The 15,120-nt window shown below is 68.2% G+C and carries 13 protein-coding genes; 4 read left to right on the forward strand and 9 right to left on the reverse strand.

The window, feature by feature from the left end:
* Window positions 1–106 precede the first annotated feature (106 nt).
* Window positions 107–1,297 carry an NADH:flavin oxidoreductase gene (locus KV110_RS00175; RefSeq protein ID WP_218472524.1) on the reverse strand — a complete coding sequence of 397 codons (1,191 nt, stop codon included), beginning with the start codon at window positions 1,295–1,297 and terminating at the stop codon, window positions 107–109.
* Between the two features lie 94 nt (window positions 1,298–1,391).
* Here KV110_RS00175 and KV110_RS00180 point away from each other — a divergent pair, with 94 nt between their 5' ends.
* On the forward strand, window positions 1,392–2,159 hold the full coding sequence (locus KV110_RS00180) for an SDR family NAD(P)-dependent oxidoreductase (protein ID WP_218472525.1): 768 nt from the start codon (window positions 1,392–1,394) through the stop codon (window positions 2,157–2,159).
* 5 nt (window positions 2,160–2,164) lie between these two features.
* Here the strand turns inward: KV110_RS00180 and KV110_RS00185 are convergent, their stop codons facing one another.
* Window positions 2,165–2,800: a class I SAM-dependent methyltransferase gene (locus KV110_RS00185; protein ID WP_218472526.1), complete on the reverse strand. Its 636-nt coding sequence runs from the start codon at window positions 2,798–2,800 to the stop codon at window positions 2,165–2,167.
* Between the two features lie 62 nt (window positions 2,801–2,862).
* Here KV110_RS00185 and KV110_RS00190 point away from each other — a divergent pair, with 62 nt between their 5' ends.
* Entirely contained in the window at window positions 2,863–4,332 is a 1,470-nt protein-coding gene (locus KV110_RS00190) for a hypothetical protein (RefSeq protein ID WP_393537468.1), read from the forward strand.
* A gap of 1,339 nt (window positions 4,333–5,671) precedes the next feature.
* Here KV110_RS00190 and KV110_RS00195 read toward each other — a convergent pair.
* The gene (locus KV110_RS00195) at window positions 5,672–6,667 is read right to left on the reverse strand and encodes a stage II sporulation protein M (protein WP_218472527.1); all 996 of its coding nucleotides are present in this window, start codon (window positions 6,665–6,667) and stop codon (window positions 5,672–5,674) included.
* Between the two features lie 42 nt (window positions 6,668–6,709).
* Between KV110_RS00195 and KV110_RS00200 the strand changes: the two genes are divergently transcribed.
* Window positions 6,710–7,510, forward strand: a complete 801-nt coding sequence (locus KV110_RS00200; RefSeq protein WP_218472528.1) for an RDD family protein — start codon at window positions 6,710–6,712, stop codon at window positions 7,508–7,510.
* 4 nt (window positions 7,511–7,514) lie between these two features.
* On the opposite strand, the gene add is transcribed toward KV110_RS00200, so the two are convergent.
* From add to KV110_RS00230, 6 genes are all read right to left on the reverse strand, one after another.
* Window positions 7,515–8,531: an adenosine deaminase gene (add, locus tag KV110_RS00205; RefSeq protein WP_218472529.1), complete on the reverse strand. Its 1,017-nt coding sequence runs from the start codon at window positions 8,529–8,531 to the stop codon at window positions 7,515–7,517.
* Window positions 8,532–8,572: 41 nt separating this feature from the next.
* The gene (locus tag KV110_RS00210) at window positions 8,573–9,868 is read right to left on the reverse strand and encodes a DUF58 domain-containing protein (protein WP_218472530.1); all 1,296 of its coding nucleotides are present in this window, start codon (window positions 9,866–9,868) and stop codon (window positions 8,573–8,575) included.
* A 3-nt stretch (window positions 9,869–9,871) separates the two neighbouring features.
* Window positions 9,872–10,858, reverse strand: a complete 987-nt coding sequence (locus tag KV110_RS00215) for an AAA family ATPase (protein ID WP_218472531.1) — start codon at window positions 10,856–10,858, stop codon at window positions 9,872–9,874.
* A 67-nt stretch (window positions 10,859–10,925) separates the two neighbouring features.
* On the reverse strand, window positions 10,926–11,990 hold the full coding sequence (locus KV110_RS00220) for a DUF4129 domain-containing protein (protein ID WP_218472532.1): 1,065 nt from the start codon (window positions 11,988–11,990) through the stop codon (window positions 10,926–10,928).
* Window positions 11,987–12,859 (reverse strand): hypothetical protein, encoded by an 873-nt coding sequence (locus KV110_RS00225; RefSeq protein ID WP_246634278.1) that lies wholly within the window; start codon window positions 12,857–12,859, stop codon window positions 11,987–11,989. Before KV110_RS00225 ends, KV110_RS00220 begins: the two co-directional genes overlap by 4 nt.
* A 51-nt stretch (window positions 12,860–12,910) precedes the next feature.
* A complete protein-coding gene (locus KV110_RS00230; protein ID WP_218472533.1) occupies window positions 12,911–13,456 on the reverse strand; it encodes a TetR/AcrR family transcriptional regulator in 546 nt (181 codons plus the stop codon).
* 86 nt (window positions 13,457–13,542) lie between these two features.
* Here KV110_RS00230 and KV110_RS00235 point away from each other — a divergent pair, with 86 nt between their 5' ends.
* Window positions 13,543–15,090 (forward strand): MFS transporter, encoded by a 1,548-nt coding sequence (locus tag KV110_RS00235; RefSeq protein ID WP_218472534.1) that lies wholly within the window; start codon window positions 13,543–13,545, stop codon window positions 15,088–15,090.
* The last annotated feature ends 30 nt before the right edge of the window (window positions 15,091–15,120 follow it).

Below are 15,120 nucleotides of genomic sequence, written 5' to 3' on the forward strand. Positions count from 1 at the left end.
CGAAGGTCGAGAACGGAATAGTCGGCACCAGCCCGACGCAGTCGGTTGAGAGAAGGCCCGGTCCACCAGGACCGGGCCTTTGACTATCCATGACCAGGACGCCGGACTAGGTTGTCGCCGCCGGATCTGGTACCGGAGAAGTCAATACACAGTGCGTGCCCCGATAGATCGTCGGCATACAGCGATTGCAATGGGTGCACTGCGATACCGTCGCCGCCTCATCCCGCATGCGGTTGATCAGTCCGGGGTCGTGCAGCAGCGCGCGAGCCATGGCGACGAACTCGAATCCATGCGACATCGCGGTGTCGATCGCCGCGCGCGAGGCGATCCCGCCGAGCAGCACCAGCGGGATACCGAGTTCGGCGCGGAAACGCAACGCGTCGTCGAGCAGGTAGGTCTCGTGATACGGGTAGGTACGCAGGAATCGGCGGCCCGCCAGGCGAATACCCCAGCGCTGCGGCGGCGGGAACTGGTCGGCGAATTCGCGCAGCGGTACGTCACCGCGGAACAGGTACATCGGATTGCGCAGCGAACTGCCGACGGTGAGTTCGAGGGCGTCCAGGTTGCCGTCCTGGGCGAGCCACCGTGCGACGGACCGGCTTTCGTCGCCGCCGAAACCGCCGCGCACACCGTCGTCCATGTTGAACTTCGCGAGCACCGCGATCTCGCCGCCGACTTCCTGGCGCACCGCGTCGGCGGTCTGCCTCGCCAGCCTGGCCCGGTTGACCAGGCTGCCGCCGTATTCGTCCGAGCGTCTGTTCAGTGCCGGGCTGAGAAAGGAGCTGATCAGATAGTTGTGCCCGAAATGCAGTTCCACCGCGTCGAATCCGGACCGCGCCGCCAGGCGGGCGGCGCGAGCGTGCGCGGCGACGATCCGCCGGATGTCCGCCGACGTCGCCGCGTGTGTGCGCCGCAGGCTGATCGGACTGAATTGTGTGCTCGGCGCGAGTGCGGTCGCGCGGTTCGAGGCGGCGTTCGCGACGGGACCCGCGTGACCGAGTTGGGCCGAGACCGCACCGCCCGCGCTGTGCACCGCGTCGGTGAGCCTGCGTAATCCGGGCACCGCCTCGGGACGCATCCAGATCTGATGCCGGTCGGTCCTGCCCTCGGGCGCGACCGCGCAGTAGGCGACCGTGGTCATCCCGGCGCCGCCCGCCGCCACCGCGCGGTGGAAGTCGATCAGCTCGTCGGTGACCAACGCGTCCGGCGTGCGCCCCTCGAACGTCGCTGCCTTGATGATGCGGTTGCGCAGCTGGACCGGCCCTAGCTCGGCCGGCTGGAACGCGTCGTGCGGCATCTACTCACACTAGAACGTGTTTCAGTTCGGTGCCCGCGGAATGAGCCGACGGAAGTGTCTTGACTCACAATGAGAACCTGTTCTAATTCTTGGCATGCGCAGATATGACGGCCGCCGCGTGGTGGTGACGGGAGCCGGCTCCGGCATCGGGCAGGGCATCGCCCTCAGGCTGTTGGACGAGGGGGCCCAGCTGGTCGCCGCCGATATCGATGAGCCCGGTCTGGCGGCAACGGCCGAGAAGGCGGGCGACGCCGCCGATCGACTGCGGACGGTCGCGGTGAATGTCGCGGACCCGGCCTCGGTCCGCGCGGCCGCCGAGACGGCCCTGGAGTTCCTCGGCGGACTCGACGTCCTGGTGAACGGCGCGGGCATCCTGCGCCCGGCGCGCACCCACGAGATGCCGCTCGACGCCTGGAATCAGGTGATCTCGGTGAACCTCACCGGCACCTTCCTGATGACGCAGGCCGTGCTGCCCGCGCTGGTGGAATCCGGGCACGGGGTGGTGGTGAACATTTCCTCGACCGCGGCCTTCAGCGCCGCGCCGTATCTCGCGGCCTATGCGGCGTCCAAGGGCGGCGTCAACGCCTTCACCCACGCGATCGCGCTCGAATACGCCAAGCAGGGACTGCGCGCGGTGAACATCGTGCCCGCGGGCATCACCAGTGGCATCACCACGAAATCGATTCTGGACCAGCCGGAGGGCTTCGATCCCAAGCTGTTCTCCCGGATGACCGGCTGGCTCAACGGTGGCGCGCTCGGCAGCCCGGAGGACATCGCGGGTGTGGTCGCGATGGTCGCCTCGGACGACGGCCGCTACATGACCGGAACGGAGATCCGGATCGACGGCGGCGCGTTGATGTAAGCGAGCTAGGCGGGCGTGGCGATCAACAGATGATGCGGGATCGGCGGATTCGGAAGCTGCCGGTGGGTGACGGCGCAGCCCGACTTCTCCAGCGCGGCAATGACGTCGGCGACCGGGCGGAGGGTGAAGCCGTAGGCCGTGAACGGCAGCTTCGCCATGGCATCCGGGTCGCCGATGCCGATCACTAGCCTGCCGCCGGGCCGGACGACGCGGGTGAGCTCCGCGCAGACGGCGTCCAACTCCGGCACGAAATAAAGAGTATTGACCGTGATCGCGGCGTCGAGGCTGTTGTCGGCCAGCGGCAGCGCGGTGAGCGAGCCCTCGCCAAGTCGCAGTCGGCCCGCGGCGATTTCGCTCGGGTGGCCCGCGCTGGCGCGGGCGAGCATGTCCGGGGAGATCTCGATGCCGTGCACGGTGCCGTCGGCGCCGACCTGGTCCAGCAGCAGGGAAAGCCCGGCGCCGCCGCCGAATCCGAGGTCGGCGACGGTCTGGCCCTCGGCGATCGCGGCAGCGTCCACCGCAGCGGCGATGGCGCGTTTGTTGCCGCGGTTGAGGATGAAGGCCACGCCCTTGCCGAGCACACCGTGTGGATTGCCGAGCTGACCGGCCAGGGTGGACAACACGCGGGCACGCAGATTCATGGCGTCATCGTAGGCGTCGGCCGACCGATATTTGGATCATCGACGTTTCGAATACTGTGCCGATGGCGTTCACTTCGGTTCGATCGGACGCAGTGTCACCGACCCGAAAGACCGCGATGCGCGTACCGCTGATCCTCCTTGCCGCCTGCTCGATGGCGTTGCTGGCAACCGGACCTGCGACGGCGACCGGCCCGTTGGGTCCGCTGGCCCCGCCCAACCCGTTTCTCGGACCGCTCGGCACCGCGACGATGCACGGGGACGCGGGCTCGTCGGACGCCACGCCGCTCGCCGGACCCGGCGCCGGTCCCGTGTCGGTTTCGGCCTACCCGTTGGCTTCGGCGTGCCCGACCCTGCTGGAAGGGTCGGACAATCTGGTGGTCGCGCTGTGCACGGCCATCGTCGACCGGACGCCGACGGTGCATCTGATCGATCCCGCGGCCCCCGGTCCGATCGGGCACTCGCTGGCCGCTTTTCCGCTTGCCAAAGGCAGTCTGCTCGGCGGCGTCTACGCGTATCTGGACAACAACGACCGGCTGGTTGTGGTGGACGGCGAGAACCGTATGCTCCGCATCGGTCATGCGCGGGACGCGACGGGCCGATGGCGGCTGACGAGTGAGCAGGTCGCCGATCTGTCGGCGGTGATTCCGGTGGGGGACAACGTGACCGGGCTGGTGCCGGATTGGTCCGGGAATGTCTGGTTCGCGACCGGCAAGGGAGTGGTCGGCCTGGTCGCGGCCGCCGGTGCGGTGGCGACGGTGACATTGCCGGTCGGCGAGCAAGTGGCGAACAGCATTTCGGCGGCACCGAGCGGGCGGATCGCGATCGCGACCACGCACGCACTGTACGAACTGCGGGCCGACTCGTCGGGGCGGCCCGAGGTGCTGTGGCGCGCGGCCTATGAACGGGGCTCGGCGCGCAAGCCCGGACAGCTCAGCTGGGGCACCGGATCCACACCCACCTATTTCGGGCCGAACACCGGCGCCGACTACCTGACCATCGTCGACAACGCCGACGGCCAGGTCAATGCGCTGGTATTCCGTTCGGGAACCGGACAATTGGTGTGCGCACAACCTGTCCTGACGAAGGGCGGTGCGGGCAGCGAGAATTCACCGATCGGCCTCGGTCGTTCGCTGTTCGTCGCGAGCACGTACGGGTATCCGTATCCGGCCGTGCCCGAAGGCGCGGGACCCGCCGTCCCGCCGACCGCGCCGTTCACCGGCGGTATGACGCGGGTGGATGTAGCGGACAACGGATGCCACACCGTGTGGGAGAACACGGTGCGCAGCGCGGCCGTCCCGCACTTGTCCACAGCCGATGGGGCTGTGTACACAGTGACCCGGGTCGGACTCGACACCACCACACCGTTGGACGGTTACGCGTTCACCGTGCTCGACCCGGACACCGGAGCGGTGACCGCCCGTCGTCCACTGCCCGGCACCACTGTCGATGATCCGCTGCAGATGTCGCCGTTGATCACGCACGGACGTCAGCTTCTGCAGGGCACGGTCACCGGGGTACTGCGCGTCGGCTGAGCCCGGTTTCGAGTCTCGGTGGGGGCGCCGGTATCTCCTGCCGCTGGGTACGGATGCCGCTGCCGCTCAGCCGGGTTCGAGGTTTGTGCACATACCGAGGGTTAACGATTTTCCTGTGGATAGATCTGTGTGCTGCTCGAGGATGGTCGACCGGGGGCCATCCTCGATGTGGCGGCTCCTGGGCGCGATATTGCGGTGCACCAGGTTTGGCGGCGGTGCGGCGGGGCTGTGGATGAGGCTGTGTGTTGTTTCGGGATGGCCCAGTGGTGTTCACCTTCGCTTCGCCTGCCTGAGCTCGAGCATTGCGGGGCGATCGACTCAGAAGAGCCTGGCTCGTGGCTGTGGATGACTGTCCGGGTCGGGCGGAAAACCGGCGGCGAAAACTGTTGATGCAGCGCCGGCATTGTGGATGACGCCGAGCAGCCGGGGTGTGCACATCGATCGAATCGATGGGCGGCAACCGGAGTGGCAACGGGGCGTGCCGATCCTGTCCACAGCGGTGGACTCGGCGCGACCCCCAGCCTGTGGACGAGTGGGAACGTTGTGCAGTCGCGGGGCACGGCTTGCCCACGGTTGTGCATCGTTGACGGCCGAAGTCGGCGCCACCCGGCCACCGCCTGATCTGTGCCGGGGAACGCTTGCCGCCGTGTCGATTTCGCCGATTTCTCCGGGTCTGGTGCGGTGGGTGAGGCGAAGATCACATAGCCGCTCGAGGTTGCGGCCGAGGTGCTGAACGGCCCTTGTCAGCACAGGTGGGTAGACACCTTTCGGTGTCTGGTTATTCCTGATCTTGACAAGACACATGCATGTCCACGGGTAGTTCAACCAGGTATGCATCGTGTTAATTACGCTGTAAACAAACCTACGGTCGCTTTCTGTTCATCCACTGTCCAGCTATCCCGATCTTCCGTGGGGAACGCGCAGGTCACCTGGCGTACGGCCCCGACATCGAGCGGTCTATGCCGACGGCTTAGCTAATCGTGTGAAGAATGTTTGTACCGCGACAATTGTGGATATAGGCGGACCTGCGGATTCCCCTGATCGGTGACTTGTGAGCCCACCGAAAGGGTCGCCGCAGAGGCAGCCACAAGTTAGCTGGAAGTGTGAAAAACGGCGTCCTCACCTGGGTTTGCTGGCGTGCTGCTTTATACGCTTGACACGAGCGACGAGGGTTGCATCGGCATAACGATTGTGTAGAGTCAACGGCAACGCTGGCCGCAGCTGAGCTCGACTCGCTGCGGCCAGCGGAACTCAAATGGGGGACATCGAAACCGAGCCGTGACCCGGCGTTGCTACCGATTGTCCGAACCCGCTTCGCTCAACGTGTGCCCGAGGTTGTCTACCGCCCCGCAGTTGACCCGTCACCGGACTCATTCAGCGCACGCTCGGCCTTCGCCAGCACCGCCCGCCGACCCACGACGAACACATAGACCAGGAACAACGCCTCGGCGGCGAACCCGATCGCGACGCGCACCGGAGCAGGCAGCGCACTCGGCGTCACGAAACCCTCGATGCCACCGCACACCAGCAGCACTCCGACCAACCCGAGCGCCACCGTCGCGGTCGCCCTGCCCTGTCGCGCCACCGCCGCCACCCGGCTGAGCCGACCCGGATCTATCAGCGTCCAACCGAGTTTCAGCCCCGCACCACCCGCCACGAAAATCGCGGTCAGCTCCAGCGTGCCGTGCGGCAGGATGAACCCGAAGAACGCATCGAGCCGCCCCGCCTCGGCCATCAACCCCGCCGAAACGCCGAGATTGAGCGCGTTCATGAACAGCAGATACACCGCGGGCAGGACCAGCACCCCGGTGAACAACGCGATCGCCGCCACCCACGCGTTGTTCGTCCACACCTGCGCGGCGAACGCCCCCTGGGGATGTTCGGAGTAGTAGGTCTCGAACGCGCCGCCACGCTCCGTCAGCGCGCGGGTGTCCTCCGGAATGCCGAGAACCGTACGGGCCGAATCGGACCGGTCCACCCAACTGGCCAACCCGGCGGACACCAGCAGGAACACCGCGGCCACACTGACCCACCACGGCCACGCCCGATACAGGGCGGCGGGAAAGCCGTTGGTGACGAACCGGCCGATCTCCTGCCAGGTGTCGGTCCTGGTACCGATCACCTTGCCGCGGGCCCTGGCCAGCAGTGCGCTCAATCCGGCGATCAGTTCCGGATCCGGGCTGTGCGATTGCAGCCGCGCCAACTGCTGCGACGTGCGCCGGTACAGCGTGACGAGTTCGTCCGCCTCGGCCCCGGTGAGCCCGCCCCGCTTGGCCAGATAGTCGAGCCGCTCCCAGGTCCTTCGGTGTGCGTAGCTGTACGCGTCTACATCCATCGGTTGCCTCCCGCTACCACCGGTCGGAAGAATGCTATCGACATGGCTGAATTCACCACCGGCGAAGCGGTCGCCCTCGAGCTGCCGATCGCCCGGATCCCCACCAGAGCCACCGCGTTCCTCGTCGACGTGGTGGTGCAGTTCGTGCTGGGCTGCATCCTGCTCGTGCTCGCCGTCACGGTGCTGCTGCCTTCGGGTGCGGATTCGGCGTGGCTGCAGGTGGTCGTGCTGGTCAGCATCGTCGGTGTACTGGTCGGGTATCCGGTGGCCTGCGAAACCGCTTGGCGGGGGCGCACATTGGGCAAGCTGCTGGTCGGCTTGCGGGTGGTGCGCGCCGACGGCGGCCCGATCGACTTCCGGCACGCGCTCACCCGCGGGCTGGCCGGCGCGATCGTCGACTTCTGGATGCTCGGCCTGTTCGGTGCCGTCGCGGTGCTCACCTCGCTGTGCTCACCGAACGCGCGCCGGATCGGTGACGTGCTCGCGGGCACCGTGGTCGTGCACGCGGAGCGGCCGCTGCCGGTGCCGCTGCTCGCGATCGCACCGCCGTGGCTGGCGGGGTGGGTCGCGCCGCTGCAGCTGGCCATGCTGCCGGAGGAGCTGGCGCTCGCGGTGCGTCAGTATCTGAGCAGGTTCCGCACCCTCACACCCGCCGCGCAACACGAGCTGGGCTGTGCCCTTGTGGACGCGGTGTGCGCGCGACTGCAAGTCCCGGTCCCGCAGGGATACCCGCCGTTGCAGATTCTTGGTGCGGTCATTGCCGAGCGGCAACGCCGGGCGCTGCCGCCGCCGATGTTCCCGGTCTTACCGCCGGGACCGGTACCCATTGGAGCGGGTCGGTAGTCGCTTACCGGTTGGCCGCGACGTAGTCGTCGATCTCGCGGAGGAAGTGGTCCAGCCGCGCGGGGGTGATCCACGAGGCGCGGAAAGAGTTCTTCGCCAGCGTCACCACCTGATCGATGTCGAGACCGGCGTGTTCGGCGAGCGCCACATAGTTCTGCGCCGCGTACGCGCCGAAGTACGCGGGATCGTCGCTGTTCACCGTCACGGTGAGCCCGCGGTGCAACAGTCCGACGATCTCATCGGACTTCATCTGGCTGGTGACGAACGAATTCGAGACCGGGCAGCAGGTCAGGCCGATCCCCTTGGCTTTGGCCAGCTCGACCAGCCGATCGTCCTCGACGATATTGGTGCCGTGGTCGAGGCGGTCGACGCCGATGTCCTCCAGCGCCTGCCTGATGTGTTCGATCGAGTCCGGCTGGTCGATATCGCAGTGCATCGTCAGCAGGAAGCCCTCGCGGCGGGCGCGGGCGAAGACGGCCGCGAACTTGCTCGGCGGGTTGCCGCGTTCGTCCGAGTCCAGCCCGACGCCGATGATCCAGTCGCGGTACGGCAGCGCCTCGAGCAGCGTCGCCATCGCGTACTCGGCGGAGTAGTCGCGCAGGAAACACAGGATCAGCTCGGCGGAGATCCCGAATTCGCGCCGCGCTCGCACGATGGCCGAGCGGTATCCGTCGATCACGGTGGCGAACGCGACGCCGCGGCCGGTGTGCGCCTGCGGGTCGAAGAACATTTCCACATGCCGGATGCCCTGGTCGTGCGCCCGCGTCAGGTAGTCGAAGGCCAGCTCGTGAAAGTCAGCGGCCTCTTGCAGCACCTGCATGGCGGGGTAGTACACCTGCAGAAACGAGGTCAGATCGTGGAACTGGTAGGTCTGCTTGACCTCGTCCACGGTCTGCTCCGCCAACTGCATCCCATTGCGCCGGGCCAACCGGAACTTCAATTCCGGCTCCAGCGTCCCCTCCAGATGCAGATGCAACTCGGCCTTCGGCAGCCCTCGGATAAACGCAGCAAGATCAGCCATGGGATCCATGATGCTCCCCTCGCGCCGGATGCGGGAGACGGCTACATCGTGCCGGACTGTTTCAGTTCCAGGTATTCGTCGGCGAGGGCTTCGGGCAGGTGGGCGGGGGCGGCGGCGACGACCGCGATTCCCTTGCGGCGCAGAGACTCCTGCACCAGGGCCCGTTCGGCGAGGATGGTTTCGGCGACGGCGGCGGGGTACAGGTCGGCGCGGGAGTCGCGACGGGTGGCGGCCGCGGCGACATCGGGGTCGGTGACCGAGACGATCAGCACGCGGTGGCGCTGGGCGAGGGTCGGCAGCACGGGCAGCAGGTTTTCCTCGACGGCGGCACCGTCGAGACCGGTGAACCAGACGACCAGGCTGCGGCGGCGGGTGCGCTGGATGGCGGCGCGCACCAGGCCCGCGCTGTCGGTGTCGACCAGGGCGGGGCTGATACCAGCCAGCGCGTGCATCAGCTTCAGCTGTAAGCTCTTTCCGCTGATGCCGCGGACCTCGGCGCGTGGGGACCGGTCATAGGCGAGCAGGTCGACCGAGTCGCCCGCGGCGGCGGCCAGCCCGCCGAGCAGCAGTGCGGCCTCGATGCTCGCGTCCAGGCGGGTGCCGTCACCGACCCGGCCCGCGCTGACCCGGCCGGTGTCAAGCAGCATCAGCATGTGCCGGTGGCGTTCCGGCCGCCAGGTGCGCACCAGCACGTCGGTGGCGCGGGCGGTGGCCCGCCAATCGATGGCGCGCACGTCGTCGCCCGCGACGTATTCGCGGAACGAATCGAACTCGGTGCCCTGCCCGCGCAGGTTGGCCACGTTCCGGCCCTCGAGCTGTTGCAGCCGTTTGACTTTCGAGCGCAGCAGCCGCTCACTCCGGAACGGTGGCAGCGCACGAACCCGGGCCGGAACGTCGCGGCGTGTCTGTCGACCCGCCAGCCCGAGCGGGCCGATCAACCGCACGGTCACCGGGCCCGCCGCCCGGTCGCCGCGATAAGTCGGGGTGAGTGTCGTTCGAAACCGGACCAGGGTGGCGGGCGGCAAATCCAGTCGATGCGTGCGGTTTTCGGCGTGCGCGCTGTCCGGCCAGTCGTCCCACACGGTGCCACGCAGGACGCGGGAGCCGTTGTTCACCGCGACGAGCTCCACCTGGGTGGCGCGGCCGAGCCGGACCGTGGTCAACGGTTCCCTGGACAGCGTCAGATCGCGCGCCCGGCCGACCGAACCGAGGTCGAACAGCAGCGCGGCGGCCAGCGCACCCGTCGCGACCAGCACGCCGACCCACGAGGGAGCGGCGAAGGTGACGAACAGCGCGAGCACGCCCGCCGCGGCGGCCAGCCGACCGGTGACGACCACGGACTACACCGGAACCGGGACCGAAAGCAGCAGCGACGACATGACACCCTCGGTGGTCACGCCGTCCAGCTCTGCCTCCGGCCGCAGTTGCAGCCGATGCCGGAGCACCGCGACGGCAACGGATTTGACGTCGTCCGGGGTGACGAAACCGCGGCCGTTCAGCCAGGCGAACGCGCGCGAGACCGCCATCAGCGCGGTGGCGCCGCGAGTGGACGCACCGTGCTGCACGGCGGGGGACATCCGGGTGGCCCGGCAGACGTCGACGGTGTACGCGAGCACTTCGGGGCTGATCGTCACCTGGCCGACCGCCACCCGTCCCGCCGCGATGTGCGCGGGGCCCGCCACCGGACGCAATCCGGCCGCCGCAAGATCGCGCGGATCGAAGCCCGCGGCGTGCCGCTGCAAGATGCGGAATTCGTCGTCGCGGCCGGGCAATTGGATGTCGACCTTGAACAGGAACCGGTCCAGCTGCGCCTCCGGCAGCGGATAGGTGCCCTCCTGCTCGATCGGGTTCTGGGTGGCGACCACGACGAACGGATCGGGTAGCGGGCGCGGTTTGCCGTCGACCGAAACCTGGCGCTCCTCCATCGATTCCAGCAGCGCCGATTGGGTTTTCGGTGGCGTGCGGTTGATTTCGTCGGCGAGCAGCAGGTTGGTGAACACCGGCCCGTGCCGGAAGGTGAACTCCGCGGAGTGCGGGTCGTAGATCTGCGAGCCGGTGACATCGCCCGGCATCAAGTCGGGGGTGAACTGCACCCTGGCATGGTCCAGATCCAGTGCCGTCGCCAACGCCCGCACCAGCAGCGTCTTCGCCACGCCGGGAACGCCTTCGAGCAGCACGTGCCCACGGCACAGCAGGGCGAGCACCAGGTACATGATCGCGTTGTCGTTGCCGACCACCGCCTTGCCGATCTCGGCGCGCAATGCCGCGAACGCGGCACCCGCCTGCGCCGCGGTGGGCGTGTGGTTGGTGTCCGTAGGGATGGTCATCCGACCTCCAATGTCATGCGGGAGTTCCCGCCTCCGGTCGGCCGGTCGGGCACTGCGCGACGACGTCTCATCCGACCTCCGCTTCGATCCACTCGAGTTGGGTAGCAACAAGTTCCAAGGTGTCCGCGTCGGGTACCGCGCCGAACAGGGCGAGGCCGACCTGATTCGGGTCGGCGCCGGTGCGGGCAACGACGGCGGCGACGAGGCGGTCCGGTGGAGTGTCCGCGGTCATCCCGAGCGTCGGGCGGATGCGGCGCAGCGTCGCCGCGCGCAGCTTGCCCGCGACGTGCTCGTGGTCCTTCGAGCGTCGGTACAGCGCGGCCTGCCCGGCCAGCAGTTCGTTGGCCGCGACCTCCACCGGGCGGGGTTCGCGCACCAGCGCGCCGCGCCGCCGGGCCCGCCACCACACCACCAGGGCGGCGGCGACCAGGAATTGCAGTCCGCCGAAGAAGACCGGTGCGGGTAACCGCTCCCAGATCGGCTCGTCACCGGCGCCCAAGCCGGAGCCGCCGCCCGAGTCTCGTGGTGGCCTGGAGCGCGGCATATCCGGCGGTTGCTGGGGTGACGGTGCGTTCGGCGCACCGCACGACTGCAGTGCCGCGTACAGCAGGAGCAGCAGCACGGCGGCACTGGCGAGGGCGGCCCAGAACTTGGGATTGCGCAACAGGTCCGGTAGCGGTGCCAGTCCCAGGCGGGAACGCGGCGCCTTCTCTGTGGCGGTGGTTTCGGCGGGTTCCAGCGCGGGTGGCGGTGCCGCCGCGGAGAACCGGTCGGCGTATTCGAGTCTGCGGTACTCGTCCTCGGTCGCGCGCCGGCCGCCGTAGACGACTTCGTCGAAACTGCGTGCGGCCGGGTCCAATTCGGACGCTTCGTCGAGTGGCAATGCGGTCGTCACTTCGTCCGCAGTTTCCCGTGCCGTGCGGGACCGCCGCACCTCCAGCACGCCGCGCTGCTCCAGCCCACGCAGTACGGCACGAAACCGTTCCCGCAGCGCGTTGTCGAAATCACGGCGCTGCGCGGCATTTTCGGCGGCCGCACGATGGTCGGCCGCGGCACCGAGGCGCGGCGGACTCGGCGGCTCACCAGCGGTGTCGACCGAGTTGTGTTGCTGCGCTTCGTCGGGCTCGCTCATCGCGCCTCGTGACCCGGGATGCGAATGTCCATGCCTTCTCGGCGGCAGCGTCGGTCGACATACGACACCACCCGGGTGGCCGACTCGACGACCTCCCCGAACGCGGCGATCAACAGCACGCCGCCGGTGAGCAGCACGATCACCGCCCACCGCTGGGTGCCGGAGAAATCCCGCAGATACCAGGGAATCCCCAGCAGCGGCACACACAACAGGACGAGCAGGCAGCGCTGATAGAGCCACAGCCCCGCCGTTTGCCAATCCGCCCCGGCGGCAAGCATTTTCGAGCGCGCGACGGCCGCTCGATACGAGGCCCGTTCGACGAATATCACCGGCACCGCGACGAAACGCTTGGCCCGCAGCCAGGCCAGCCAGATCACACCCAACGGAAAGCTGACGATGAGCAGACTGGACAGCGCGAGCACGCCCACCCCGACGAGGGTGTAGAGCACCTGGAATAGCAGCAAAGACCCCGCCGCCGCGCCGAACCTGCGCAGCGCCGTGCGCCAGCCGATCGGCACGCCCGCGACACTCGCCAGCCCGATGGCGACGGTCGTACCGCGGAGCAGAAATCGCATCAGCCACACACCCGCTGCCGTGGACAGTATTGCCGCCAACGCGGTGCCCTGGTCCGAGCCGTCGGTCAGGTGCGAGATGCCCGCGGTGACCGCGACGACCACGATCTCCGCGACGACCAGCGTCGACAAGCTCAACCAGGCCAGCGCGAGCAAGTTCGCCTGGATCAGCGCGAACGGCACGTCCAGCAGTTCGCGGAAGGTCATCGGACGGATCGGCACCGTCGTTCCAGGGGACACTGGTACCGGATCGTCTCCCGCCCCGACGGCACCGGCCGGGTCGGCGGCTGGTAGCACGGGGCGAGTGTAACCGGCGCTACCGGCCGGAGTCCGGCTGTGGACCGGCGGTCAGCGGTCGAGCAGGCGGTCCACCACTTGGCGGTAGCGGTCCGGGGCGATCTGCGGCAGACCGAGCAGGGCGCGCAGATAAACGCCGTCACCGACCAGTTGGACGATATCGGCCTGGACCGGGTCGGCGATCTCCTTGTCCAAGCCGTCCGACCAGGAGCCCATCATGTCGACCAGCGCCTGCTGCACCTCGTCGGTCTCCGTGTCGGTCGCGGCGTCGATGGTGCGCATGGTGGCCAGCATGGAGCGGTAGAGCTCGAGTTCCACCGCGTCGGTGGCATTGTCCGGATTCGGGGTCTGCAAGTACCACTCGGCGACGGACTGGCCGCGCTCGGTGGCATCGGTCAATTGCTGGTTCGCGCGTTCGGCGAGCCGCCGGACCAGTCCGGCGAGCAGCGTGTCCTTGCTCTTGAAGTGATAGAGCAGGCCGCCCTTGGAGACGCCAGCGTTGGCCGCGACATTCTCCAGCGTCACATGCGACATGCCTTTTTCCAGGAGCAGGGATTCGAGCGCGTCCAGGATCCGGTCGCGGGTGTTTGCCGTCACCCGGCCCACTATACCGGCTGGACGGTAATGTTTGATACTGTACCGTCTGGACGGTAAGAAGAATGCGACGGAAGTCGAGAAAGTCAATGACCACACAGACCGCGAAGAACCCCCGGACCCCCGGGCTCGCAGCCGAGACCCCGCCGCGCGCCACCGCGCGCGAGTGGGCGGGTCTCGGCGTGCTCGCCCTTGCCCTGCTGCTGCTCGCCGTCGACGCGACGGTGCTCGACCTCGCCGTGCCCGCGATCAGCGCCGATCTGGCGCCGACCACGCCGCAGCTGCTGTGGATCATCGATGTGTACTCGTTCGTGCTGGCCGGTCTGCTGGTGATGATGGGCAACCTGGGCGACCGGATCGGCCGCCGCAGGCTGCTGCTCATCGGCGCGGCCGGTTTCGGCGTCGCCTCGGTGCTCGCCGCGTGGGCCGTCTCGCCGGAAATGCTGATCGGCGCGCGGGTGCTGCAGGGTGTCGCCGGTGCGACGCTGATGCCCGCGACCCTCGGCCTGATCCGCTCGATGTTCCTCGATCCGCGCCAGCGGACCGTGGCCGTCGCGGTGTGGAGTGCGATGGCCGGTGGCGGTGCCGCGGCGGGTCCGCTGCTCGGCGGCTGGCTGCTCGAGCACTACTGGTGGGGCTCGGTGTTCCTGGTGAACCTGCCGGTGATGCTGGTACTGATCGCCTTGGGCCCGTTCCTCGTTCCGGAATCGCGCGACCCGAACCCTGGTCGATTCGACCTCCCGAGTGCGGGGCTGTCGATGCTCGCGCTGGTGCCGATCGTGTACGCGGTGAAGGAGTCGGCGGCCCACGGAATCAGCCTGCGCCTGGCGGCGATCGCCGCGGTCGGTGTGATCGCGGGTGTGGTGTTCGTACGCAGGCAGCGGACGCTGGCGAATCCGATGCTCGACCTGAAGTTGTTCGCGCTGCCCAGGTTCCGCACCGCGGTGCTCACCAATCTGCTGGCGGTGTTCGCGCTGGCCGGCGTGCTGTTCTTCGGCTCGCAATACCTGCAGCTGGTGCTCGGTCACTCGCCGCTGGAAGCCGGATTGCTGTTGCTGCCCGGTCTGGCCGCAAGCGTTGTCGCGGCGCTCGCCTCGGCGTGGCTGGTGCAGCGGGTGCGGCCCGGTCTGGTGCTCGGCGGTGCGCTGATCGTCGCCGCATTCGGTTCGGCGTTGTTTCTCTGGCTCAGCCCGAACGGCGCGACCAGCACGACGCCGTTCATCCTCGGCTTCCTGTTCGTCGGCGCGGGTGTCGGTATCGCCCTGACGGTTTCGTCGGACCTGGTGATCAGCTCGGCGCCGGCCGAGCGGGCCGGTGCGGCCGCGGCGGTCTCGGAAACCGCCTATGAAACCGGCATCGCGCTCGGCGTCGCCATCCTCGGCAGCGTGGTCATGGCGATCTTCCGCAACGGCATCGATCTGACCGGCGTGCCCGGCGACCAGGTCGGTGTCGCGACGGAATCACTCGGCGCGGCTACCGGTTTCGCGCGGCAACTACCGGAGACGGTGTCGGGTGCCTTCCTCACCTCGGTGCAGGAGTCGTTCGTCTCTGGCATCCACTTCGCGGCGGTCGGCACGGCGTCGATCCTGCTCATTGCCGCGGTAGTGGCGTTCCGATTGCGTACGGCCCGTCCGTAATCAGTACCGCTCAGCGAACTCGCGCCCGCT

The sequence above is a fragment of the Nocardia iowensis genome, from assembly GCF_019222765.1.
In the GTDB taxonomy this organism is placed as follows: Bacteria; Actinomycetota; Actinomycetes; order Mycobacteriales; family Mycobacteriaceae; genus Nocardia; species Nocardia iowensis.